Annotated in this window: 21 protein-coding genes; 15 read left to right on the forward strand and 6 right to left on the reverse strand. The window is 71.8% G+C overall.

Going from position 1 to position 22,299, the window contains the following annotated elements:
• Window positions 1-12: 12 nt before the first annotated feature.
• Both ACIPRD_RS05185 and ACIPRD_RS05190 read left to right on the forward strand, forming a co-directional pair.
• Entirely contained in the window at window positions 13-354 is a 342-nt protein-coding gene (locus tag ACIPRD_RS05185) for a YnfA family protein (protein ID WP_356401134.1), read from the forward strand.
• Between the two features lie 52 nt (window positions 355-406).
• Window positions 407-1,183, forward strand: a complete 777-nt coding sequence (locus ACIPRD_RS05190; RefSeq protein ID WP_356401136.1) for an SDR family NAD(P)-dependent oxidoreductase — start codon at window positions 407-409, stop codon at window positions 1,181-1,183.
• Between the two features lie 60 nt (window positions 1,184-1,243).
• Here the strand turns inward: ACIPRD_RS05190 and ACIPRD_RS05195 are convergent, their stop codons facing one another.
• Complete coding sequence (locus ACIPRD_RS05195; protein WP_401559918.1) at window positions 1,244-2,437, reverse strand: RtcB family protein; 1,194 nt, start codon at window positions 2,435-2,437, stop codon at window positions 1,244-1,246.
• 243 nt (window positions 2,438-2,680) lie between these two features.
• Between ACIPRD_RS05195 and ACIPRD_RS05200 the strand changes: the two genes are divergently transcribed.
• From ACIPRD_RS05200 to ACIPRD_RS05210, 3 genes are all read left to right on the forward strand, one after another.
• Complete coding sequence (locus ACIPRD_RS05200; RefSeq protein ID WP_401559920.1) at window positions 2,681-3,550, forward strand: DUF3558 domain-containing protein; 870 nt, start codon at window positions 2,681-2,683, stop codon at window positions 3,548-3,550.
• 126 nt (window positions 3,551-3,676) lie between these two features.
• Complete coding sequence (locus ACIPRD_RS05205) at window positions 3,677-4,618, forward strand: DUF3558 domain-containing protein (protein WP_356401142.1); 942 nt, start codon at window positions 3,677-3,679, stop codon at window positions 4,616-4,618.
• 98 nt (window positions 4,619-4,716) lie between these two features.
• Window positions 4,717-6,075, forward strand: coding sequence for a DUF2637 domain-containing protein (locus ACIPRD_RS05210; RefSeq protein ID WP_401560064.1), 1,359 nt, complete (start codon window positions 4,717-4,719; stop codon window positions 6,073-6,075).
• A 174-nt stretch (window positions 6,076-6,249) separates the two neighbouring features.
• Here ACIPRD_RS05210 and lysS read toward each other — a convergent pair whose 3' ends face one another.
• Complete coding sequence (gene lysS, locus ACIPRD_RS05215) at window positions 6,250-7,992, reverse strand: lysine--tRNA ligase (protein WP_401559923.1); 1,743 nt, start codon at window positions 7,990-7,992, stop codon at window positions 6,250-6,252.
• A gap of 152 nt (window positions 7,993-8,144) precedes the next feature.
• Here lysS and argS point away from each other — a divergent pair, with 152 nt between their 5' ends.
• From argS to ACIPRD_RS05245, 6 genes are all read left to right on the forward strand, one after another.
• The gene (argS, locus tag ACIPRD_RS05220) at window positions 8,145-9,923 is read left to right on the forward strand and encodes an arginine--tRNA ligase (RefSeq protein WP_356401146.1); all 1,779 of its coding nucleotides are present in this window, start codon (window positions 8,145-8,147) and stop codon (window positions 9,921-9,923) included.
• Window positions 9,924-9,983: 60 nt separating this feature from the next.
• Window positions 9,984-10,859, forward strand: a complete 876-nt coding sequence (locus ACIPRD_RS05225) for a nucleic acid/nucleotide deaminase domain-containing protein (RefSeq protein ID WP_401559926.1) — start codon at window positions 9,984-9,986, stop codon at window positions 10,857-10,859.
• A 21-nt stretch (window positions 10,860-10,880) separates the two neighbouring features.
• Window positions 10,881-12,677 (forward strand): WD40 repeat domain-containing protein, encoded by a 1,797-nt coding sequence (locus tag ACIPRD_RS05230; protein WP_401559928.1) that lies wholly within the window; start codon window positions 10,881-10,883, stop codon window positions 12,675-12,677.
• A 126-nt stretch (window positions 12,678-12,803) separates the two neighbouring features.
• Window positions 12,804-14,441 (forward strand): nucleic acid/nucleotide deaminase domain-containing protein, encoded by a 1,638-nt coding sequence (locus tag ACIPRD_RS05235; RefSeq protein WP_401559931.1) that lies wholly within the window; start codon window positions 12,804-12,806, stop codon window positions 14,439-14,441.
• A gap of 49 nt (window positions 14,442-14,490) precedes the next feature.
• Entirely contained in the window at window positions 14,491-15,045 is a 555-nt protein-coding gene (locus ACIPRD_RS05240) for an SUKH-4 family immunity protein (protein ID WP_356401152.1), read from the forward strand.
• Between the two features lie 27 nt (window positions 15,046-15,072).
• Entirely contained in the window at window positions 15,073-15,618 is a 546-nt protein-coding gene (locus ACIPRD_RS05245; RefSeq protein ID WP_356401154.1) for an SUKH-4 family immunity protein, read from the forward strand.
• A gap of 24 nt (window positions 15,619-15,642) precedes the next feature.
• Here ACIPRD_RS05245 and ACIPRD_RS05250 read toward each other — a convergent pair whose 3' ends face one another.
• The gene (locus ACIPRD_RS05250; protein WP_356401156.1) at window positions 15,643-16,629 is read right to left on the reverse strand and encodes a YafY family protein; all 987 of its coding nucleotides are present in this window, start codon (window positions 16,627-16,629) and stop codon (window positions 15,643-15,645) included.
• 71 nt (window positions 16,630-16,700) lie between these two features.
• Between ACIPRD_RS05250 and ACIPRD_RS05255 the strand changes: the two genes are divergently transcribed.
• Complete coding sequence (locus ACIPRD_RS05255) at window positions 16,701-17,087, forward strand: VOC family protein (RefSeq protein WP_401559935.1); 387 nt, start codon at window positions 16,701-16,703, stop codon at window positions 17,085-17,087.
• A gap of 38 nt (window positions 17,088-17,125) precedes the next feature.
• Entirely contained in the window at window positions 17,126-17,956 is an 831-nt protein-coding gene (locus tag ACIPRD_RS05260) for a DUF4253 domain-containing protein (RefSeq protein WP_401559937.1), read from the forward strand.
• 112 nt (window positions 17,957-18,068) lie between these two features.
• On the opposite strand, the gene hemB is transcribed toward ACIPRD_RS05260, so the two are convergent.
• The 3 genes from hemB to ACIPRD_RS05275 form a co-directional block, all read right to left on the reverse strand.
• Window positions 18,069-19,061 carry a porphobilinogen synthase gene (gene hemB, locus ACIPRD_RS05265; RefSeq protein ID WP_356401162.1) on the reverse strand — a complete coding sequence of 331 codons (993 nt, stop codon included), beginning with the start codon at window positions 19,059-19,061 and terminating at the stop codon, window positions 18,069-18,071.
• A gap of 103 nt (window positions 19,062-19,164) precedes the next feature.
• Complete coding sequence (locus ACIPRD_RS05270) at window positions 19,165-20,340, reverse strand: helix-turn-helix domain-containing protein (protein WP_401559940.1); 1,176 nt, start codon at window positions 20,338-20,340, stop codon at window positions 19,165-19,167.
• A gap of 287 nt (window positions 20,341-20,627) precedes the next feature.
• Window positions 20,628-21,059, reverse strand: a complete 432-nt coding sequence (locus ACIPRD_RS05275; protein WP_401559942.1) for an ATP-binding protein — start codon at window positions 21,057-21,059, stop codon at window positions 20,628-20,630.
• Between the two features lie 157 nt (window positions 21,060-21,216).
• Between ACIPRD_RS05275 and ACIPRD_RS05280 the strand changes: the two genes are divergently transcribed.
• Together ACIPRD_RS05280 and ACIPRD_RS05285 are read left to right on the forward strand one after the other, a co-directional pair.
• Window positions 21,217-22,053, forward strand: coding sequence for a helix-turn-helix domain-containing protein (locus tag ACIPRD_RS05280; RefSeq protein ID WP_401559945.1), 837 nt, complete (start codon window positions 21,217-21,219; stop codon window positions 22,051-22,053).
• Window positions 22,050-22,253 (forward strand): DUF397 domain-containing protein, encoded by a 204-nt coding sequence (locus ACIPRD_RS05285; protein ID WP_401559948.1) that lies wholly within the window; start codon window positions 22,050-22,052, stop codon window positions 22,251-22,253. The genes ACIPRD_RS05280 and ACIPRD_RS05285 overlap by 4 nt, the downstream gene beginning before the upstream one ends.
• The last annotated feature ends 46 nt before the right edge of the window (window positions 22,254-22,299 follow it).

Here is a 22,299-nt window from a genome sequence, read left to right on the forward strand (position 1 = left end):
GAAGCTGCCCGCATGCCGCTGATCCTCCGCTCCGCCGCCCTGTTCGTCGTCGCCGCCCTCTTCGAGATCGGCGGGGCGTGGCTGGTCTGGCAGGGCCTGCGGGAACACCGCGGCTGGCTGTGGATCACCGGCGGGGTCCTCGCCCTCGGCGCGTACGGCTTCGTCGCCACCTTCCAGCCGGACGCCCACTTCGGCCGCATCCTGGCCGCCTACGGCGGGATCTTCGTGGCCGGCTCGATCCTGTGGGGCGTCGTCGCCGACGGCTACCGCCCCGACCGCTGGGACATCTCCGGAGCCCTGATCTGCCTCGCCGGAATGGCCGTGATCATGTGGGCACCGAGGAACGGCGGCTGACGCTCGCCTACGCTGGACGCAGCCCGTCACCGCCCCACTCCAGGAGCACCCCATGGCCCCCGCCGCCCCGTCCGCCGCCTCCCGTATCGCCGTCGTCACGGGTGCGAGCAGCGGCATCGGCGCCGCGACGGCCCGGCAGCTCGCCGCCGCCGGCTACCGCGTCGTCCTCACCGCCCGCCGCAAGGACCGCATCGAGGCGCTCGCGGAGGAGATCACCGCGGCGGGCCACTCGGCCACGGCCTACCCGCTCGACGTGACGGACCGCGCCGCGGTCGACGAGTTCGCCACCGCCTTCACCACCATCGGCGTTCTGGTCAACAACGCCGGCGGAGCCCTGGGCGCCGACCCGGTCGCCACCGGCGACCCGGCCGAGTGGCGCACGATGTACGAGACGAACGTCCTCGGCACCCTGAACGTCACCCAGGCCCTGCTCCCCAGGCTGGAGGCGAGCGGCGACGGCACGATCGTGATCGTCTCCTCGACCGCCGGCCACGGCACCTACGAGGGCGGCGGCGGCTACGTGGCCGCCAAGCACGGCGAGCACGTCCTCGCCGAGACCCTGCGCCTGGAGATCGTCGGCAAGCCGGTCCGCGTCATCGAGATCGCGCCCGGCATGGTCAAGACCGACGAGTTCGCGCTGACCCGCTTCGGCGGCGACACGGAGAAGGCCGCCAAGGTCTACGCGGGCGTGGCCGAGCCCCTCACCGCGGACGACGTCGCCGAGACCATCACCTGGGCGGTCACCCGCCCCAGCCACGTCAACGTCGACCTCCTCGTCCTCCGCCCCCGCGCCCAGGCCTCCAACACCAAGGTCCACCGCGAACTGTGACGCCCGCGGTCCGCTGACAGCGGCGCGAAGGCCCCCGGCGGACGACCGGGGGCCTTCGCGTCAGCCCTTCACGCAGACGACCTGCTTCAGCTTGGCCACGACCTCGACGAGGTCCTTCTGCTGGTCGATGACCTGGTCGATCGACTTGTAGGCGCCGGGGATCTCGTCCACGACTCCGGAGTCCTTGCGGCACTCCACGCCCCGCGTCTGCTCCTCCAGGTCCCTGGTCGAGAAGCGCCGCTTGGCGGCGTTGCGGCTCATGCGCCGGCCGGCGCCGTGCGAGGCCGAGTTGAAGGCCATCTCGTTGCCGAGGCCCTTCACGATGTAGGACCCCGTCCCCATCGAGCCGGGGATGATGCCGTACTCCCCGGACCCGGCGCGGATCGCGCCCTTGCGGGTCACCAGCAGGTCCATGCCCTCGTACCGCTCCTCCGCCACGTAGTTGTGGTGGCAGGAGATCTCCGGCTCGAAGGTGACCTTCGCCTTCTTGAACTCCTTGCGGACGACGTCCTTCAGGAGCGCCATCATCAGCGTCCGGTTGTACTTCGCGTACTCCTGCGCCCAGAACAGGTCGTTGCGGTAGGCCGCCATCTGCGGGGTGTCCGCGATGAACACCGCGAGGTCGCGGTCGACCAGGCCCTGGTTGTGCGGGAGCTTCTGGGCCACACCGATGTGATGCTCGGCCAGCTCCTTGCCGATGTTCCGGGAGCCGGAATGCAGCATCAGCCAGACAGATCCGGTCGTATCCGTGCAGATCTCTACAAAATGATTGCCCGATCCGAGCGTTCCCATCTGCTTGTGGGCCCGTTCCTCGCGGAACTTGACCGCTTCGGCGACGCCGTCGAAGCGGTCCCAGAAGCCGTCCCAGCCGGACGTGGCGAGCCCGTGGAACTCACCCGGCGACACGGGGTCGTCGTGCATCCCGCGGCCGACCGGGATCGCCTGCTCGACCTTCGAGCGCAGGCGGGACAGGTCGCCCGGCAGGTCGTTGGCCGTCAGGGACGTCCTCACCGCCGACATGCCGCAGCCGATGTCCACGCCCACCGCCGCCGGGCAGACGGCGCCCCGCATCGCGATGACCGAGCCCACCGTCGCGCCCTTGCCGTAGTGGACGTCCGGCATGACGGCCAGCCCCTTGATCCACGGCAGCGTGGCGACGTTCTGGAGCTGGCGCAGCGCGACGTCCTCGACCGTGGCCGGGTCGGTCCACAGGCGGATCGGCACCTTGGCGCCCGGCATCTCCACGTACGACATGTCTTCCTCATTCCCCCCGGAACGGCGATCAAGTAGAAGAAAAGCGGCATAACGCAAAAGCGGCGCCAAGGTCGATGAAAAAGGACAGAGGACCGGCGGCCACGGCAGTGCGTGCGATAGACATTGTCTCCAGGGGGCGCCCCGCTGCGGCAAGCGAATAACCAGCGGGGACACTGGAGCATCACGCGATCACCACCGTCGGTCGCCCACCGCCGGATCGCAATCCTCGAGAGGAGCCCGACCGTGCACCGGAAGGCCTACGCAACCGGCACCGCCGCCCTTCTCGCGGCGCTGCTGGCCGGCTGCACGAGCGGTTCCGACGGCGGCAGCCGGACGGACGACGCCAACCCCGGCGACACCGGCACGACCACCGTCGCGGCCCAGCCCGGCAAGTACCGCACCCTCCCCGAGCCCTGCGGCGCGGTCGGGCACAGCGCCCTCGACTCCCTGCTCCCGGGCATCCGGCAGATCACCGACCCGCAGCAGCGCGACCGCGCCTACCAGGGCGAGGCCGCCCTGACCTACGACACCGACCGCAAGGTGGGCTGCCACTGGAAGGTCGAGTCCGCGGCGGCCACCGACCGCCTGTCGGTCGACTTCGAGCGCGTGGTGTCGTACGACAACGCGGTCAGCGACGACGACCAGGCGCAGAAGCTGTTCACGCAGATGGAGACGGCGGCCGACCTCCCCGCGTCGGGTTCCACCTCCGTGTCGTCGGTCACGGCCACCCCCACCCCCACCCCCTCGCGGTCCGGCGCGGGCGGCGGGGCGGCGTCCCCGTCCGCGCCCGCCCCTTCGGGCTCGGGCACCGGCAGCGGCAGCCCCTCCCCCGGCACCCCCTCGGACACCTCCTCCGGCACCTCGCAGGCCGAGCTGCAGTCGCGCGTCCTGACCGACCTCGGCGACCAGGCGTATCTGGACGACAAGCCGAGCACCTCGGGTTCGGCGGCCGAACAGCGGACCGTGACTGTGGTGTTCCGCACGTCGAACGTCGTCGTGACGCTGGAGTACGTGGAGACCCCGATGGCCACGGGAACGGTCCCCGACAGCAAGGAAATGCAGGACAGGGCCCAGAATCTGGCCTCTCAACTGGCGGACACGCTCGACGGATGACCGCGCAGCGGGCCCCCTCCGGCGCGGTCCGCGAAGTGTTCGAACCGAAACCGCACGACTCCTTCACCGCGTACGGTGGCCCCGCAGGAACCCGCACGAACACCGAGCGTCACGAGTGAAGGAACCATGCAGCGAGCAGCCCAGCGAGACGACCGTGCCCAGCCCGACCGGCGAGCCAAGAGCCTCCGCCGCGCCTTGGTGTGCGCGGCGGCCGTCCCCGCGGTACTGATCACCGCGGCCTGCTCCTCCGACTCCGGGGACTCCAAGGACACGGCCGGATCCGCCGCCACGCAGAGCGCGGGCACCGGCAGCCAGGCTCCGTCGGCGAGCGCCACCCCGACCGTGGAGCCGGCCGCGTACGGCAAGCTCCCGCAGCCGTGCGGCGTGCTGTCGAAGGGCACCCTGGGCGACCTGGTGCCGAAGGCCGCCAAGTCCGGCAAGTCCGGCAGCAGCGACGACACCGTGAACCGTTCCTCCTGCTCCTGGAGCAGCCTGGACAACAACGGCGTCAAGGGCTCGCAGTTCCGCTGGCTCAACGTCTCCCTGCTGCGTTTCGAGTCGGACGCCTCCCGGGGCACCGGCAACAAGCAGGCGCACGCGTACTTCGCCCAGCAGGTCTCCGACGCGCAGGGTGTGGACGGCGCGAAGAGCATCAAGGCGCAGCAGTTCTCCGGGACGGGCGACGAGGCGACGCTGGTGCGTTACGACCTGAAGAAGAAGGAGGGCGCCTTCAAGCAGCAGACGGTCGTCGCCCGGGTCGAGAACGTCGTCGTCACGCTCGACTACAACGGTGCCGGTCTCGCGGGTGAGAAGACCCCGGACGCGGACGCGCTGGCCAAGTCCGCGGAGAAGGCGGCGAGGGAGGCGGTCGGTTCCGTTTCGGCGGCCAACGGCCGTGGTTCCGGGGCGGGTTCGTCCACGAAGGCGCCGGCCTCCCCGTCCGCCCCGTCCTCGAAGCCGTCCTCCAAGGCCTCGTCGAAGGCGTCGTCGAAGCCGTCGTCCGATTCGTCGGCCAAGTCCCCTTCGGGCACTGCCTCCCCGTCGTCCTCGGCCGCCAAGAAGAGCTGACCGAGGCGGCGTTCGCCGCACGCGTGTGCCACCCTGTTGCGCGCAACAACACGCAACAGGGGAGGGAAGTACCAGTGGCCACGCCACAGCTGACCCGGATGCACCGCGTTCTCATCGGCGTGGTCGTGTCCGGCGCCCTGGTCATCGCCGGTATCGGCTTCGCCGGTTCGTACGCGGCCGTCCGCGCACTGGCCCTCAAGAAGGGCTTCGGGAACTTCGCCTATGTGTTCCCGGTGGGTATCGACGCGGGCATCTGTGTCCTGCTCGCCCTGGATCTGCTGCTGACCTGGATCCGCATCCCCTTCCCGCTGCTGCGCCAGACGGCCTGGCTGCTGACGGCGGCGACGATCGCCTTCAACGGCGCCGCCGCCTGGCCGGACCCGCTGGGTGTGGGCATGCACGCGGTGATCCCGGTGCTGTTCGTGGTCGCGGTCGAGGCGGCCCGTCACGCGGTGGGCCGGATCGCGGACATCACGGCGGACAAGCACATGGAGGGTGTCCGGCTCACCCGCTGGCTGCTCTCCCCGGTCCCGACGTTCCTGCTCTGGCGCCGGATGAAGCTGTGGGAGCTGCGCTCCTACGACCAGGTCATCAGGCTGGAGCAGGAGCGGCTGGTCTACCAGGCGCGGCTCCAGGCCCGCTTCGGCCGTGCGTGGCGCCGCAAGGCCCCGGTGGAGTCGCTGATGCCGCTGCGGCTGGCCCGTTACGGCGTGCCGCTGGCGGACACCGCCCCGGCCGGTCTGGCGGCGGCGGGCATCGAGCCGGCCCTGCTGCCGCCGGCGCCCCAGCCCCAGCCGGTCGCGGCCGTGGCCCCGGGTGCGACGGAGGCGCCGGGTACGGCCGCCGTGCCGCTCGCGGCCGGCGTGCCGGCCGGCGCCGGCCCCGCGGCCGCCCCCGGGCCCGCGGCGCAGGCGCTTCCCGGCCCCGGAGCCATGGCACCCGGCGTGGCCGCCGCCGGACCCGCCGGGCAGCAGCCCCGGATTCCGGCCCAGCGCACCGAGCAGCCGCAGAGCCCCGAGGGTGAGGACGAGGAGCAGAGCCCCTGGTTCCAGACCCCCCGCGAGGTCGACTACCACGGCGGCTACAACCCGGGCTTCGCTCCGCCGGCGGACCCGCAGTACGTGCCCGACGAGCAGTACGAGGAGTGGTACGAGGAGCAGCCCGCGGAGCAGTTCCAGCAGCCCTCCCCGGAGGACACCGGCAGCTTCCCCATCCCGGTCAGCGGCAACCGCACCCGTGAGCTGGGCGAGGGCGGCGGGACGCCGGGGCCGGACATCGAGGACTTCTACCAGGTGTTCCGCCAGTCGATAGACGGCAGCTACCCCACGGCGGGCGTCCTCGGCGACAACATCCAGGCGACGTACGGGACCGCCCTGAACAACAGCGAGCTCAAGGAGCTCGCGGCCCAGTTCCAGCAGCGCCACCTGGCCGAGCTGGAGGACGAGCACATCGCCTAGGTCCTGTTTTTCCGGACCTTGCCGGGGTCGCGGGGTCCGGCACGCTCGGGCCCGCTGTGAGGCGCTGTAGGGCCGGCCCGGCCTGATCCGGAGGAAAGGCCCTGGACGGTGGGCCGTACGACGACGGGGCGCCCGGTGCATGTCGCACCGGGCGCCCCGTCGTCGTCGCTCAGGTCAGGCGCCGAGCAGCGTGCGCACCCGCTCCTGGCCCACGGCCAGCAGCAGCGTGGGCAGGCGCGGCCCGGTGTCCCGCCCGACGAGCAGGTGGTACAGCAGGGCGAAGAACGTCCGCTGGGCCGTCTTGATCTCCGGCGGCAGCTCCTTGGGGGTCGCGTCGGCGGAGAAGCCGGCCTGGACCTTCGGGACGCCGTAGACGAGGTGGGTCAGTCCGTCGAGGGACCAGTGCTCGGCGAGCCCGTCGAGCAGCAGGCCGAGCGACTGCCGGGAGGCCTCGTCGAGGGACTTCAGCAGCTCGGCGTCCGGCTCGTCGCGGACGATGGTGCGCTGGTCGGCGGGGACGTGGGTGTTGATCCACGCCTCGGCCTTGTCGTAGCGCGGGCGGGCCTCCTCCAGGGAGGACAGCGGCTGCTCCGGGTCGAGCTCGGAGAGGATGCGCAGGGCCTGGTCCTCGTGGCCGGCGGTGATGTCGGCGACGGAGGCGAGGGTGCGGTACGGCAGCGCGCGCGTGGTCTTCGGCAGGTCACCGGCGGCGGTGCCGACGGCGCGCGTGTAGGCGGCGACGTCACCCGGCAGGGCGGAACCGTCGGCGACCTTGGCGGCGAGCTTGTCCCACTCGTCGTACAGCCGCTGGATCTCCTGGTCGAAGGCGATCTTGAAGGACTGGTTGGGCCGGCGGCGGGAGTACAGCCAGCGCAGGATCTGCGGCTCCATGATCTTCAGCGCGTCGCCCGGGGTGGGCACACCGCCGGCGGACGACGACATCTTCGCCATGCCGGAGATGCCGACGAAGGCGTACATCGGGCCGATGGGCTGCTTGCCGTCGAAGATGCCGACGATCTGGCCGCCGACCTGGAACGACGAGCCCGGCGAGGAGTGGTCGACGCCGCTCGGCTCGAAGATCACGCCCTCGTAGGCCCAGCGCATCGGCCAGTCGACCTTCCAGACCAGCTTGCCGCGGTTGAACTCGCTGAGCAGGACGGTCTCGGTGAAGCCGCACTCGTTGCAGGTGTACGACAGCTCGGTGGTGTCGTCGTCGTAGGACGTGACGGTCGTCAGGTCCTTGCCGCAGCCGCCGCAGAACGGCTTGTACGGGAAGTAGCCGGCGGAGCCGGAGCTGCCGTCGTCCTCGGACGCCGCGCCCGAGCCCTCCTCGGCCTCCAGCTCGGCCTCGTCCACGGCCTTCTGCTGCTGCTTCTTGGCCGGGGCCTTCTTGGTGCGGTACTGGTCGAGGATGGCGTCGATGTCACCGCGGTGCTTCATGGCGTGCAGGATCTGCTCGCGGTAGACACCGGAGGTGTACTGGGCCGTCTGGCTGATCCCGTCGAACTCCACGCCCAGCTCGGCCAGCGACGCGGTCATCGCGGCCTTGAAGTGCTCGGCCCAGTTCGGGTACGCCGAGCCCTCGGGCGCCGGGACGGAGGTCAGCGGCTTGCCGATGTGCCCGGCCCAGGACTCGTCGACGCCCTCGATGCCCTTGGGCACCTTGCGGTAGCGGTCGTAGTCGTCCCAGGAGATCAGGTGCCGGACCTGGTGTCCGCGGCGGCGGATCTCGTCGGCGACCAGGTGCGGGGTCATGACCTCGCGGAGGTTGCCGAGGTGGATCGGGCCCGACGGGGAGAGTCCGGACGCGACGACGACCGGTTTGCCCGGGGCCCGGCGCTCCGACTCCTCGATGACCTCATCCGCGAAACGGGAGACCCAGTCGGTGGTCTCGGTGCTCTGAGCCACGTTCGGCACGTCCTCTGCGATGTCTGAACCCAGGAAACCTGGATACGAGTACTGGCCTCTCCATACTCCCAGACACCCCCGCGCGCGAAAAAACGGCTTTACCGCCCGTGGAATACTGGGCGGGTCTATCCATCCCCACGAGGAGAACGGCACCCACTCCTATGGCCTCGGTCACGTCCCTCAGCGATTCCGTCCAGCAGCACCTCGCGTCCGCCCTCTCGGCCACCCTGCCGGAGGCCGCCGGAGCGGACCCGCTGCTGCGACGAAGCGACCGGGCCGACTACCAGGCCAACGGCATCCTGGCGCTCGCCAAGAAGGCGAAGGCGAACCCGCGGGAGCTGGCGGCGCAGGTCGTCTCCCAGGTGGTGACGGGTGACGTGATCAAGGACATCGAGGTCTCCGGCCCCGGCTTCCTCAACATCACCGTCTCGGACAAGGCGATCACCGAGAACCTGGCCGCGCGCTACACGGACGAGTCGGGCCGCCTCGGCGTGCCCCTCGCCGCGCACCCCGGCACCACGGTGATCGACTACGCCCAGCCGAACGTGGCGAAGGAGATGCACGTCGGCCACCTGCGGTCGGCGGTCATCGGCGACGCGGCCGTGCAGCTGCTGGAGTTCACCGGCGAGAACGTGGTCCGCCGGCACCACATCGGCGACTGGGGCACCCAGTTCGGCATGCTCATCCAGTACCTGATCGAGCACCCGCACGAGCTGGACCACAAGGCGGGCGACGACCTCCAGGTCTCCGGTGAGGAGGCCATGTCGAACCTGAACCGGCTGTACAAGGCCTCGCGCGCGGTCTTCGACTCCGACGAGGAGTTCAAGACGCGGGCGCGGCGCCGGGTGGTCGACCTCCAGGCGGGCGACCCCGAGACGCTGGCCATGTGGCAGAAGTTCGTGGACGAGTCGAAGATCTACTTCTACTCGGTCTTCGACAAGCTGGACATGGAGATCCGGGACCCGGACGTGGTCGGCGAGTCCGGCTACAACGACATGCTCCAGGAGACCTGCCGGCTGCTGGAGGAGTCCGGTGTCGCGGTCCGTTCAGAGGGCGCGCTGTGCGTCTTCTTCGACGACGTCAAGGGCCCGGACGGCAACCCGGTCCCGCTGATCGTGCAGAAGTCGGACGGCGGCTTCGGCTACGCGGCGACCGACCTGTCCGCGATCCGCGACCGTGTCTTCAACCTGAAGGCCACCAGCCTGCTCTACGTGGTGGACGCCCGGCAGGCCCTGCACTTCAAGATGGTCTTCGAGACCGCGCGCCGGGCCGGCTGGCTGAACGACGACGTGAAGGCGCACCAGCTGGCCTTCGGTACGGTCCTCGGCAAGGACGGCAAGCCGTTCAAGACGCGTGAGGGCGAGACGGTCCGGCTGGTGGACCTGCTGGACGAGGCCGTCGACCGGGCCACGGCCGTGGTCCGGGACAAGGCCGAGAAGGTGGGCCTGACCGAGCGGGAGATCACCGAGAACGGCCGCTGGGTCGGTATCGGCGCGGTGAAGTACGCCGACCTGTCGACCTCGGCGGTCCGGGACTACAAGTTCGACCTGGACCAGATGGTCTCGCTGAACGGCGACACCTCCGTGTACCTCCAGTACGCGTACGCCCGGATCCAGTCGATCCTCCGCAAGGCCGGCGAGGCCCGTCCCGCCGCCCACCCGGAGCTGGCGCTGGCCCCGGCGGAGCGGGCGCTGGGCCTGCACCTGGACCTGTTCGCGGAGACGGTCCTGGAGGCCGCGGCCGCGCACGAGCCGCACAAGCTGGCCGCGTACCTGTACCAGCTGGCCTCGCACCTGACGACCTTCTACGACCAGTGCCCGGTCCTGAAGGCGGAGACGCCGGAGCAGATGGAGAACCGCCTGTTCCTGGTCGACCTGACGGCCCGCACCCTGCACCGCGGCATGGGCCTGCTGGGCATCCGGACGCCCGAGAAGCTCTGACGGGTGAACCCTTAAGGTCGGTGGGGAGATCCTTCTCTCCGCCGACCGAGAGGAACCCCGATGTCCGAGCGCGCTCCCGACCCGTCCGCGGACCACTTCGGCCCGCAGGGCATGCGCCGGTTCCAGATCCCCGGCTCCTACGGGGTACGGCTGCCGGACGCCGTTCGCGAGACGCTCGCCGGCACCGGGGTTCCGCTGCGTGTGGCGCCCTATTTCACGGCCGCGGGCGACTCGGACGGACTCACCCTCGGCATGGACGGCGGACACCGCGGTGTGCCGGTGCCCGAGGAGCAGAGGGACTGGCCGCGCATCGGCACCGACCCGCTGGCCGCGCTGTGCGTACGGCCGGACGGCGCGGTGCAGGCCGTGTTCCCGGACATCGGCGAGGACGACGTGTTCGTCAGTTCCGGCGTACGTGAGTTCAACGCCTCGCTGGCGGCGCTGGACGGCCGGCTCCCGGTGATCGCCGCCTCCACCAGCCTCCCGGTGGCCGCGGCCGCGTTCCGTGAACTCACCGCGGAGCTGCGGCGGATCGACCCGGCGGCCTTCGCGGAGCGCGAGAGCTGGTGGCCGAAGGTGCTGGACGACGTGCGGCACACGCTCAACTTCCCGTTCTCCTCGGCGTTCGAGTACGTCGACTCCTCCGGTGCGAAGCAGGTCGTCACCGGCTCCACGGGGCCGGGGCTGCCCCATCCCGAGGAACTGGTGTGGCACCGGCTGCGCGCCGAGGGCGTCGCGCCGGAGCAGGTGCGGCGCGTGTACTGCGAGCTGGAGCCCTGCATGATGCCGGGCCACTACTGCGCCGTGTGGCTCCAAGCGACCTTCCCCCACGCGGAGTTCACGCACAGCTTCGACTACGGTGCTACGGCGGAGTCCCGTGAGGAGGGACTCAAGGAGCTGATCACGTTCGCGGCGGAGCAGGCCGGGCGCGGCTGACGCGGCAGGGGGGAGTCGTCCGTGACCGAGGGCAGCGCCGACAACTGGGGGCGCCCCGCGGCGGGGCGCGAGCCGGCCGCGGCCGCGCTGCTGGCCTGGCTCGCCGACCGGCGGGCGCCGAGGCTCTGCCTGGTGACCGGGGGCGCGGGGAGCGGCAAGTCGACCCTGCTGGCCTGGCTGGTGGGGCACGGGACGCGTCCGGGGACGCGCGGGGAGCGCCGGGTGCACGGTTTCGTCCCGCTCGACGGGGAGAGCGCGCTGACGGCGGGCTGGACACTGGCACGGCAGTTGCTGGTGGCGGCCCGCACGCCGGGTGAGCTGGTGGCGCGGCTGGCGGCGGACGGGCGGCGCACGGTTCTGGTCCTGCCCGACCTGCACGCCGCCGACGATCCGGACGCCGTCACCGAACTCGTGCTCGCGCTGCTGGAGTTGGAGCACGTACGGCTGGTGGTGGAGACGCGGTCCGACACCGCTGCGGCGCTGCGGCGGGCGGCTGCGGCGGTGATGGACCTGGACGATCCGCAGTGGGCGGACCCCGAGCGGTACGCGGCATGGGCGGCCACCCGACCCCAGGAGGCCCCCGGGAGCACGCCGACGCCCGGGGGTCCGGTGGCGACCGGCGGCACGGCGGCGACCGGGGGTCCGGTGGCAACCGGCGGCACGGCGGTGACCGAGGGGCCAGGGGCGAGCGGCGGCGCGACGGCGCCCGGGAGCGCGGCGGCAGCCGCGCCCGCGGCGCCGGACCTGGACGATCCGGGCGCCCTGTGCGCCGCCGATCCGTGGCGGGTGACCCGGCTCTTCGAGCGGTCCGGCGACGGCCACGGCGGACTGCGGGCGGCCTGGCTGCGGGCCGGTCCGGCGCTGACGCACACCGAGGCGCCCGCCGAGCGGGCCGTCGTCCTGCACGCGGCCCTGGGCGACGACACCGATCCGCGCCATCCGCGAACCCTGGCGTCCCTGGCCGGGTCCGCCGCGTGGCGGGTGGTGTGGCGCCGGGTGCGCGGCGACGTGCGCCCGCCGTGGCCGGGTCCGGCCCTCGCGCTGGCGGCGGGGCGCGGCGAACTGGCCGGGAAGCTGCTGGCCGCCGACGACCGGGGCACGGTCCGTGTCGTCGCCGAGGCGGACGCCGCGCCGGTGGGACGCCTGGCGCAGACGCTCCACCGGCCGCGCGGGCTCGCCGTCTGGGCGGACGGATCGGTTCTCGGGCTGGACGGCGACGGCACGCTGCACCTGCGGCCGGGCGCGCCGGCGGCCACGGGCCTCGCGGCGCTGCTGGACGACGGACCCACGCCGCTGGAGCGCCTGGTGGACGACGTGAACGCGCACCTGAAGGATCACCCCGGCACCGTGACGGCGGCGAGCGGCACGTTCCTCGCGGTCGCCGACGCGTCGGGGCGGGCCCACGCCTTCCTCCCCGGCGACAGCGGCCCGCGCACCGCCGCCCTGCACGAGGGCCCGGTGAGCGCGCTGGCGGCGCTGGATCTGCCGGTGTCCGGGGACGGTCCGGGCGTGCCGCTGCTGTACAGCGGGGGTCTGGACGGCACCGTGCGGTCCTGGGGGCCCTCGGCCGAGCCGATGGAGACCCCGCTCCGCGCGCGGCCGTGTCCGGTCACGGCCCTCGCCGCCGCGGCGACGGGGCGGGGGCTGTCGCTGGCCGTCGCCTGGGCCGACGGCACCGTGGAACTCCACGGCCTGGACGGGGAGGAGCCGGCCCGGACCTTCGCTCCCGGGCCACCGGTGCGCTCGCTGGCGCTGACCGGCTCCGGGGTGCTGCTGGTGGGTACGGACGAGACGCTGACGGCTCTCGCACCACGCTGAACTCGGCTTCTTCACCGTGTTGTTGTGCTGTGCGGGTTGTCACAACCGCGCCATGGAGCCCGAACACCCTTGCGTTGGAAGCCCGTTCTCCGGTTAGGGTTTTCGTACTCGTACGACGATCACACGGTGAGGGGCGTCGCGGGCATGGGTTACACGCTGCCGGGCTGGCTGGACGACGTACTGGACTTCATCGGCATCAACTTCCCGAACGTCGACGAGGACGACTACCGCGAAATGGCCACGGCCATGCGGGACTTCGCCGACAAGTTCGAGGGCCATGGCGCCGACGCCCACAAGGCGGTGGAGCGCGTCCTCAGCACCTCTCACGGGTGGGCCGTCGACTCGATGGAGAAGCACTGGTCGCAGGTCAAGGCCGGCCACCTGGACAAAGTCCCCGAGCTGGCCCGGCTGTTCGCCGACGCGTGCGACATCATCGCGGACATCGTCTTCGGCATGAAGACCAAGGCCGAGGCCGAACTCGCCGTGATGGCGGGGTCGATCGGCGCGTCGGCGGCCCTCGCGGTCTTCACCGGCGGCCTGTCCGCGCTCTTCGGGGCGGCCGAGGTCACCGCGTTGCGCCAGGTCGTGAAACGCCTCATCGACGAGGCCGTGGACCGGATCGTGGACGAGCTGATCGCCCGGGTCAGCGAGCCGGTCAACGCCAAGCTGGAGGCGATGGTCGAGGACATGGTCCTCAACCTGGCGGAGGGCGCCTTCTCCCTGCCGCCCGACTCCGGGACAGGACCCGGGGGCATGCGGCTGGCGTCGGCGGGCGGCGCGGGCGGCATGCAGCTGGCCTCCGCCTCCGGGAGCGGAGCCATGGGCGACCTCCACATCGACCACGAGGAGTTCGAGAGCGGCGCGGGCAAGCTCTCCTTCCACGGCAACGAACTCCACCTGAACAGCTCCGCCGCGCTCGGCCGGGCCAAGGGCGCCTTCGGCCGCACCCACGGCAAGGACCCCTTCACCCAGACCTTCGACTCGATCCTGGAGGGCGGCCTGCACGGCTGCGCGAAGGCCGTCGACAAGATCGGCCACCACCTCGCGGAAGTGGTCCCGGACCGCACCAAGGCGGTCTCCCGCAAGCACCGGGACACGGACGACGAGGTGGGCCAGGCCGCCAAGCGGGTCAAAACGGAGAAGGACGGCGACGGCAAGGACGTACGCACCTACCTTCTCAGCACGGACGGAGACGTTCGGCGTCTGCACACCGACGGCGGCCTTCACGATCTCGACGAGACGGACCGGAACCGGCTGCACGGCGTTCTTGACGCGGACGGCCGGGCGTGGAGGCCGCAGACCCGGCGTCATCAGGAGGACACCAAGGTCCCCAACACGCACCCCGATAAGGTTGTCTCGACGAAGGTCGACCCCTATACCGACGAACTCGGCAAGGCGACGCAGCTCGCTCGGTACGCCAGAAACGACTACGACGGCAACAACTACGCGGCCGGCCGATACATCGACCCCGACGGCCGGGGGACGAGCATACTTGTCGGGTACAGCGAGGACGGAATGCACTCGGAACGTTCCATCGGATATCCCCTGCTTCACCGGGGGACGCAGAAGGGGCTCTCCGAAGTGTTCACCGAACGTCAACCCTGTCAGAAGAAGCCGAGCTGCGACCGCTGGCTCAATCATCGGTTCCCCGACACCACGACCGTGCATCACACCAGCAGCTACGACCAGTCGCTCCCACGCCACGTCCGCGACAAGGAGCACAAGGCGTACCGACTGGAACTGAAAGCGCACCACGGCCGTTGACCCGTCGCATTTTCCCGCCTGACACTTCACGCAGGACCGAGGTACTGACATGACCTTCGCCGTCTCTCATGGCGAGGTAATCGAATCGTTCGGACTCAGAGGAGTCGTCTTCTACCCACGCTACGACTCTCCGGAGAACGTCCTCGACATGCGTACCGCGCTGTTCCTGAGCCAGGTGGGGCTTCCGGACACGCGCTGGTTCAAGTCCCGGGCGAGCGTGGGACAGAGCGAGTCGGTCGGCCTGGCCGCGTGGTTCTCCCCTGAGGACGGGGAGCTACCCGAGGAGTGCCGCGGCTGGCTGGTGCTGGCCGTTTTCGCCGGCTCGGTGCTCGCCCTGGCTCCGAAGAGCGGTGAGGTGTACGCGTTCGGTGAGGGCGAGCCTCTGGACGCCTACAGCCTGCTGCACCGTGACGTCGAGTCGCTGGTGCGGACCTTGTGCCTCTTCCAGCGATTCCTGCGGCACGACCGGGACGACGAGGCGGAGCTGGAGTCGTGCGCCGGGGAACTCCGCGATCGCGTTGCGGAGTTCGACACCGCCCCGTTCGAGGACGAGAACTCGCAGTGGAGCCTGGTTCTCGACGAGGTTCTCGACGGGATCTGGTAGACAGCGGGACTCATGAGGAGTTCCCGGGTGACCCCCGCCGACATGCTCGCCGCCTACGGCCTTGCCCACGTGGTCTATTACCCCCGGTCCTCGGCCGGCGAAGGCGCCGACCCGCGCGTGCTCGATCTGCTCGGTTCGGTGGGTCTCCCGGATTCCGAGGTCTTCACGGTGAAGGAGGACCCGGAGAGCCCGTACGAGCCCGGATTCGACCCGACCGTCATCGGCGGACATTTCGACCACTACGGTTTCTCCTGCCCCGAGGAGAGCCGTGACTGGTGGCTGCTGGGAATCTTCTTCACCTCACTGATCGCCCTCGACCCGGTCTCCGGGAAGGTCTACGCGTTCCCGGAGAGCGAAGAGCACTACATTCCGCTGCACCGCGATCTCGAATCACTGCTCTTCAGCCTGGTCGAGTTCCGCAAGCTCGAAGTCGACCACGACAACGACGTGGACCCCGAGGAACTCGCCGAGCGCTTCAGGCGCGTGGTGGGAGCCTTCGACCCGACCCCGTTCGCCGACGAGGAATCCCAGTGGAACCTGGCCCTGGAAGAACTGGAGAACGGCATCTGGTGACCCCGCGGTCCCGCGCACCCGAGGTCACGGGCGGTCCCCGGCGGCCGGCGCGGCCCTGACCCCCGTGTTCTCCTCCGTGAGTTCCCTGGCGCGGTGGGCGACGGCGTGGCGGACGGTGTCCGGGGCGAGGACACGCAAGGGAGTGCCCAGGCGGAGGAGGTAGCGGGCCAGGCCGTCCGCGTCGGTGCCGCCTATGTCGACGATCGTCGCGTCGGGTCCGTCGGGGCGGTGCGTGCCGACGGTGGCCGGGACGAGGCGCAGCGCCTCCTGCATCGGCACGGGCAGCCGGACGGTCGCGCACAGCGGGAACGGGCCGTTGGCGATGTTCCGGGAGACGAGGAGCGCCGCGTCCGGCGGGTCGGTGATCTCCACCCGGTGTCCGGTGGGCCGCAGCCGGTCGACCCGGTCGGCGCGGAACGTCCGCCACTGCTCACGCTCCACGTCCCGCGCCACGACGTACCAGTTCCGCCCGGTGTGCACGAGGCGGTAGGGGTCGATCTCCCGGACGGAGGCCTTCCCCTGCCCGTCGGTGTACGACAGCCGGGCGCGCTCGCCGCGACGGCAGGCGGCGGCGATCTCCAGCAGGAGGCCGGGCCTGATCCGGGGTCCCGCGGGGCCTGGCAGCCGTACGAAGACCTCGTCCCACTCCCCCAGGTGGTCGACGATCCGCTGCGGCAGCACCTGGCGGAGCTTCAGCAGCGCGGAGAGCGCGGCCTGGTCGCCGCCGATCGCGCCGCTCAGTGCCGCCGTCCGCAGCCCGACGGCCACGGCGAGCGCCTCCTCGTCGTCGAGGACCAGCGGCGGCACCCGGGAGCCGGCGCGCAGGCTGTATCCGCCCCACGGTCCGGGCTCGGAGTCCACGACGTAGCCGAGGTCCCGGAGCTTGGCGACGTCCCGGCGCACCGTGCGGCCGGTGACCTCCATCCGCTCGGCCAGTTCCGCGCAGGTCCAGGACGGGCGGGCGGACAGCAGGGACAACAGGGACAGCAGGCGGGCCGACGCGCTGATCACGCCGGAAGTTTTCCACACGCGGTGCATGACCAGGACAGGAACTGTCCGGGTCGGGTCGTAGCGTCGCCCCCATGAGCACGGACACCTCTTCCGCATCCGCCTTCCGTTTCGTCGCCGTCACCTTCGACTGCGCCGACCCCGCCGAACTCGCCGGTTTCTACGGCGAACTGCTCGAACTCCCGGTTCTCTTCTCCACCGACGACTTCGCCCTGATCGGCCGGAAGGACAGCCCCGGTCTCGGCTTCACCTGCATCGCCGACCACCGGCCGCCCACCTGGCCGGACCCCGCCCACGGCAAGCAGGCCCACCTGGAGCTGGGCGTGGACGACCTCGACCTCGCCGAGAAGCGGGCCCTGGCCCTGGGCGCGGTACGGCCCGACGCCCAGCCCGACCCCGACCGCTGGCGGGTCCTGGTCGATCCCGCGGGGCACCCGTTCTGCGTCACCACGCTCGCCTGAGAACGCCGTTGTCAGTGGCTGCTCCTACAGTCACCGGCATGGCGACTCTCCCCAACCCCCTGCCCCGGCTGGCCACCGACCCCAGCGGCCGTTCGCTGGGGCTCCGGCTGCCGCCCGGCACGGTCCCGGACCTCTCCGACGGCGCCACCCGGCGCGAGCCGCTGCTGTGGCAGGCGGACGCGGTGACCGCTCCGGGCGGGTGGACGGCACTGGGGGCGCCGGCCGCGCGGGTCGGGCTGCTGCCGGTGCTCCTGGACACCGGCGGCACCCAAGGAGGCCCGCTCACCTGGGACCTGACGCCGGAGCGGATGTCCTACCCGGGCGACCACGACGCCGGTGAGGTACTGGAGGAGCACTGGGGGTTCGACGACCCGGACGAGGAGCCGGACGACGAACTGCTCGAAGAACTCCTGCCGTTCGGGCCGCTGTGGCCGGGCCTCGCCCCCGCCGGGGCCCTGACCGCGGACCCGGCGGAACAGGCGTCGCGGACGGCGGACGAACTGGTCTCCGCGTCATCGGGGTGGTTCAGGGAACCGCACCTGGCCCTCGTGCCCGCCCGCCGTTCGGCCGACATCCCGGCGGCGATCGGCTGGGGCGGCCCGCTGAACCACGACAACGACGTGGCACGCCTGTGCGCGGTGCTGCGTTCCTGGGAGGACCGCTTCGGCGTACGCGTGGTGGGACTCGGCTTCGACATCATGACCGTGTCGGTCGCGGCCCCGCCGGCCACCCTCGCGGAGGCGGAGGCGGTCGCGGCGGAACACTTCGCGTTCTGCCCGGACAACGTCACCCAGAACGGCACCGGCGGCCTGCGCGGCTACGCGGAAACCCTGGTCGGCGCCACGAGCTGGTCCTTCTGGTGGGACTGACCCCCGCGAGGACCCGCCGCCGCGGCCGGAAGGCGGGGCAGAAAAGCGGGGGCGGGAAGGCGGGGCCGGGAGGACGCGGCCGGAGGACGGGAGCCCCGTCCTCCGGAACGCCTCAGCGCAGCTTCTGCGCCACCTCGGTGGCCCAGTAGGTGAGGATGTTGCGCGCGCCGGCCCGCTTGATGCCGGTCAGGGTCTCGATGATCGCGCGGTCGCGGTCGATCCAGCCCTTCTCGGCGGCGGCCTCGATCATCGAGTACTCGCCGGAGATCTGGTATGCGGCGACGGGCACGTCCACCGCGTCCGCGACCCGGGCGAGGACGTCGAGGTAGGGCCCGGCCGGCTTGACCATGACCATGTCGGCGCCCTCGGCGAGGTCCTGCTCCAGTTCCCGCAGGGACTCGCGCAGGTTGGCGGGGTCCTGCTGGTAGGTCTTGCGGTCGCCCTGGAGGGAGGAGCCGACGGCCTCGCGGAACGGGCCGTAGAAGGCGGAGGAGTACTTCGCGGTGTAGGCGAGGATCGCCACGTCCTCGCGGCCGATCTGGTCCAGCGCGTCACGGATGACGCCGATCTGGCCGTCCATCATGCCGCTCGGGCCGACCACATGGGCGCCGGCGTCGGCCTGCACCTGGGCCATCTCGGCGTACCGCTCCAGGGTGGCGTCGTTGTCGACGCGGCCCTCGGCGTCCAGCACACCGCAGTGCCCGTGGTCGGTGAACTCGTCCAGGCACAGGTCGGACATGACGAGCAGGTCGTCGCCCACCTCGGCGCGCACGTCGCGCAGGGCGACCTGGAGGATCCCGTCGGGGTCCGTGCCGGCGGTGCCCTGGCCGTCCTTCTTCGCGTCCTCGGGCACGCCGAACAGCATGATGCCGGAGACACCCGCCTCGACGGCCTCCAGCGCGGCCTTCTTCAGGCTGTCCCGGGTGTGCTGCACGACGCCGGGCATCGCCGCGATCGGCACGGGCTCGCTCACGCCTTCCCGGACGAACGCCGGGAGGATGAAGTCGGCGGGGTGCAGCCGCGTCTCGGCGACCATGCGCCGCATGACGGGCGAGGTGCGCAGTCGCCGGGGACGGGTACCGGGGAATGATCCGTACTTCGTCATGACTTCTACGCTACGCCCGCACACACCCCGCCTTTGCCGACGCGCTGTCGGACCGGGAAGGGGCCCGGCGGGCGCCCGGATCGAAGATCGTCCGGGGCCCGGCTCAGGCCGCGCGGCCGGTCACGGCGTCGCCGGGGGGTGCGGGCCGGCAGTCGCGGCAGTGTCCGGGGTGAGAGGCGCGGAAGGCGCGTTCGCAGCCGTCGCAGGTCTGGAAGGGGTGCGGGCGCACCGGGGCACCTGCGGTGGCGGACGGGGCGGGTGCCTGCCGTGGGGGCAGGGGCGGCGGAAGCTGCTCCTGGAGGCGGTAGGCGAGGACTCCGGCCGGGCTCTTCATGGTCAGGGGAAGGTCGGCGGTGAGGGTGTGGTGGACCGTGGCGGCCGTGACGCCGACGTCGAACCAGGCGGTGACGGCGGGCGCGAGCCGGTGCACGTCCCTGCGGGAGAGGGTGAGCCGGTGGTCCGTGCGGCGCAGGCCGGCCAGCAGGGCGACGGCCTTCTCGTGACGCGGACCGGGAGCGTCCGCCGCTCCCGGCGGGGCGTCCGGCTCCGGTGCGGTGAGCGACGCGGGCGCGGCAGGCACCGGGGACGACGCGGGCAACGCGGGCGCGGCAGGCACCGGGGACGACGCGGGTAACGCAGGCACCAGTGCCGACGCGGGTGCCGCAAGCCCGGTCACCGACGCGGGTGCCGCAGGCCCGGTCACCGACGCGGGACCGGCAGGCAGCGCGGGCGACGCGGGCTCCATGGCCGGCGGCTCGGGCGACGCGGCTGACTCGGGCGGCGCGGGCGGCGCGGGCGGCGCGGGTGGGCGTGGCGTCCGGAGGCCGTCCCTGTCGTCCTCCCGCTGGGTGCCGCGGCCGCCCGAAGCGGGGCGCGGCGCCGCGCCGCGGTCGCACGTGAGGCTTCCGGGCGGGCCGAGCGGGGCGTGGTGGGCGTAGGTGCGCGTGGCGATCCGCCCGGTCTCCGTGTGCTCCCGCACCCGCTCCAGGTAGCCGTGCGCCACCAGCTCCCGCAACGCGAAGGCGATCCGGTCCCGGCCCTCGGGGAAACGCTCGGCGAGGCTGCGGATGTCGACGGGCGCGCCGTCCGGCAGCGACAGGATGTGGGAGGCCAGCCCGATGGCGATCAGCGACAGCTCACGGTGCTGGAGGAGGTGGTTGCCGACGACGGTGAAGCGCTTCGCCGGGCACGCACGTACGTGGACGACACCGGAGTGGGTGGTCGTCGGCCGAACACCCTGATTCGGGCGCCGGACAGGGTTAGGCTTTTTCTCAGCCATGGGGAAGCTTCTTCTTCCTCGATGGTCAGGCCCTCGCACTGGGATTGCCGTCCCGGCGGGGGCCGAAGCATGTGTGGGCAAGGGGAGTTGGAGTGTCCCCTCGGGGCGAGACTGCACGGACCGGCCCCCGCCGCGCCAGCCACTCCGGCCCGTTTCACCCGGCCGGGTGATGCACGCGGGGTTTGGTCGGTCGGTGGGTTTTCACCCCGGGTTCTTTGGTCTTTTACGTCCCGCGGCACCGGGGCCCATCGCACCGGGACACGTGATTCCGGGCTCCGGTGGAAGGCTCACCGGCGGGGCGGAACGTGCAGCTCCGCCCACACCGTCTTGCCCGGCACCGGCCCGCACCGCACACCCCAGCGATCGGCCAACTCCCCCACCAACAGCAGCCCGTAGCCGGACTCGCCCGGCTCCTCGGCGGCAGGCGCAGGGACGGGCAGCCGGTCGCCCCGCGTGTCCGCGACCTCGATCCGCAGCACCGACGGCGGGTCGAGCCGCAGCGTGAGCCGGAAGCCGCGCCCGGCCACCCGGCCGTGCAGCACGGCGTTCGCGGCGAGTTCCGCCACGACGAGCCGGGCCGGGTCCAACGGCAGCTCCCAGGAGCGCAGTTGCTCGGTGGCGAGCAGCCGGGCGAGGCGGGCCCCGCGACGGGTGGCCGAGAGCGGCACGGAGAAGAGGCCCGGCGGCGCGGGCACCCCGGGAGCGATGCGCTGATCCATGTCACCCAGCGTGTCCGTCCGTGCGTGACGTGTGAAGCTGGAGGGTCCGGGCAGACAGCCGTTGTCCGGGTCGCGTCCGGATCCGTCCGGGCTGTACGGGGTGACCGCACGGCACCGGCGGGGTTGGACAGGAAGTGCGCGCGAAGGGGCGGCGAGCATGGGCGACTGGAACCCGGAACCCCGGGACGACGAGGCCGGAGCCGTGATCAGGGCGGTCGGGCGGCAGCTGAAGCTGTGGCGGGAGGCGGCCGGCCTCACCCAGGCCGAGTTCGGCGCGGCCGTCGGATACGGGGAGGAACTGGTCTCCTCCGTGGAACGGGGACGGCGCATCCCGCGCGCGGAGTACCTGGACGCGGCCGACCGGGTCCTGGCCGCGGGCGGCAGGGTGGCCGCCATGCGGCAGGACGTGGCGGAGGCCCGCTACCCGAAGAAGGTCCGCGACCTGAAACGCCTGGAGGCGGAGGCCGTCGAACTGGGCGCGTACAACAACTCCGTGGTCCACGGGTTGTTGCAGACGGAGGCGTACGCGCGGGCGGTGTTCGGCGCGCGCAGGCCGGCTTTCGCCGAGGAAGAGGTGGAGCAGCGGGTCGCGGCCCGGCTCGCACGCCAGGAGATCCTGGCGCCCCAGGCGGGATGCCAGGTATTCAGTTTCGTACAGTGCGAATCGACGCTGCGCAGACCCATCGGGGGCAGGATGGTGATGCGGCAACAGCTCGAACATCTGCTGGACTTGGGGCGGAGGCGCAACGTGGATCTCCAGATCCTGCCCCTGGACCGCGAGGAGAACTCGGGAACGGACGGTTCGTTCCGGCTCCTCAGACTGAGGAACGGAGCCACGGTCGCCTTCAGCGAAGCTCCGCTGAGCAGCCGAGTGATGACCGACCCCAAGGAGACGACGGTCCTCGACATCCGCTACGGGGTGATCCGGGCCCAGGCCCTCAGCCCGCAGGAGTCGTCGGCCTTCATCGCGAAAGTACTGGGAGAGAACACATGACTCTGAAGGTCTCCGGAGCCGGCACCGCTCTGGAGTGGACGAAGAGCAGCCACAGCACCGCGGACGGCCCCGACTGCGTCGAGGTCGCGGCCGGTCCCGCCACCGTCCGCGTCCGTGACTCCAAGAACCCGGACGGCCCCCGTCTCACCCTCACCCAGGAGGCCTGGCACGGCTTCCTCGCGTACGCCCGCGCGCGCTGACCGCAAAGAGAGAGGCGGAGCGCCCCGCACCGGGACCGCTCCGCCT

It is taken from the genome of Streptomyces sp. NPDC090108, from assembly GCF_044747185.1.
GTDB lineage: Bacteria > Actinomycetota > Actinomycetes > Streptomycetales > Streptomycetaceae > Streptomyces.

Excerpts from the sequence above, each read along its gene's own strand:
- ACIPRD_RS05185 (WP_356401134.1), top strand. The coding sequence starts at position 13 with ATGCCGCTGATCCTCCGCTCCGCCGCCCTGTTCGTCGTCGCCGCCCTC.
- ACIPRD_RS05190 (WP_356401136.1), top strand. The coding sequence starts at position 407 with ATGGCCCCCGCCGCCCCGTCCGCCGCCTCCCGTATCGCCGTCGTCACG.
- ACIPRD_RS05195 (WP_401559918.1), bottom strand. The coding sequence starts at position 2,437 with ATGTCGTACGTGGAGATGCCGGGCGCCAAGGTGCCGATCCGCCTGTGG.
- ACIPRD_RS05205 (WP_356401142.1), top strand. The coding sequence starts at position 3,677 with ATGCAGCGAGCAGCCCAGCGAGACGACCGTGCCCAGCCCGACCGGCGA.
- ACIPRD_RS05210 (WP_401560064.1), top strand. The coding sequence starts at position 4,717 with ATGCACCGCGTTCTCATCGGCGTGGTCGTGTCCGGCGCCCTGGTCATC.
- argS (WP_356401146.1), top strand. The coding sequence starts at position 8,145 with ATGGCCTCGGTCACGTCCCTCAGCGATTCCGTCCAGCAGCACCTCGCG.
- ACIPRD_RS05225 (WP_401559926.1), top strand. The coding sequence starts at position 9,984 with ATGTCCGAGCGCGCTCCCGACCCGTCCGCGGACCACTTCGGCCCGCAG.
- ACIPRD_RS05240 (WP_356401152.1), top strand. The coding sequence starts at position 14,491 with ATGACCTTCGCCGTCTCTCATGGCGAGGTAATCGAATCGTTCGGACTC.
- ACIPRD_RS05255 (WP_401559935.1), top strand. The coding sequence starts at position 16,701 with ATGAGCACGGACACCTCTTCCGCATCCGCCTTCCGTTTCGTCGCCGTC.
- ACIPRD_RS05260 (WP_401559937.1), top strand. The coding sequence starts at position 17,126 with ATGGCGACTCTCCCCAACCCCCTGCCCCGGCTGGCCACCGACCCCAGC.
- hemB (WP_356401162.1), bottom strand. The coding sequence starts at position 19,061 with ATGACGAAGTACGGATCATTCCCCGGTACCCGTCCCCGGCGACTGCGC.
- ACIPRD_RS05270 (WP_401559940.1), bottom strand. The coding sequence starts at position 20,340 with ATGGCTGAGAAAAAGCCTAACCCTGTCCGGCGCCCGAATCAGGGTGTT.
- ACIPRD_RS05275 (WP_401559942.1), bottom strand. The coding sequence starts at position 21,059 with ATGGATCAGCGCATCGCTCCCGGGGTGCCCGCGCCGCCGGGCCTCTTC.
- ACIPRD_RS05280 (WP_401559945.1), top strand. The coding sequence starts at position 21,217 with ATGGGCGACTGGAACCCGGAACCCCGGGACGACGAGGCCGGAGCCGTG.
- ACIPRD_RS05285 (WP_401559948.1), top strand. The coding sequence starts at position 22,050 with ATGACTCTGAAGGTCTCCGGAGCCGGCACCGCTCTGGAGTGGACGAAG.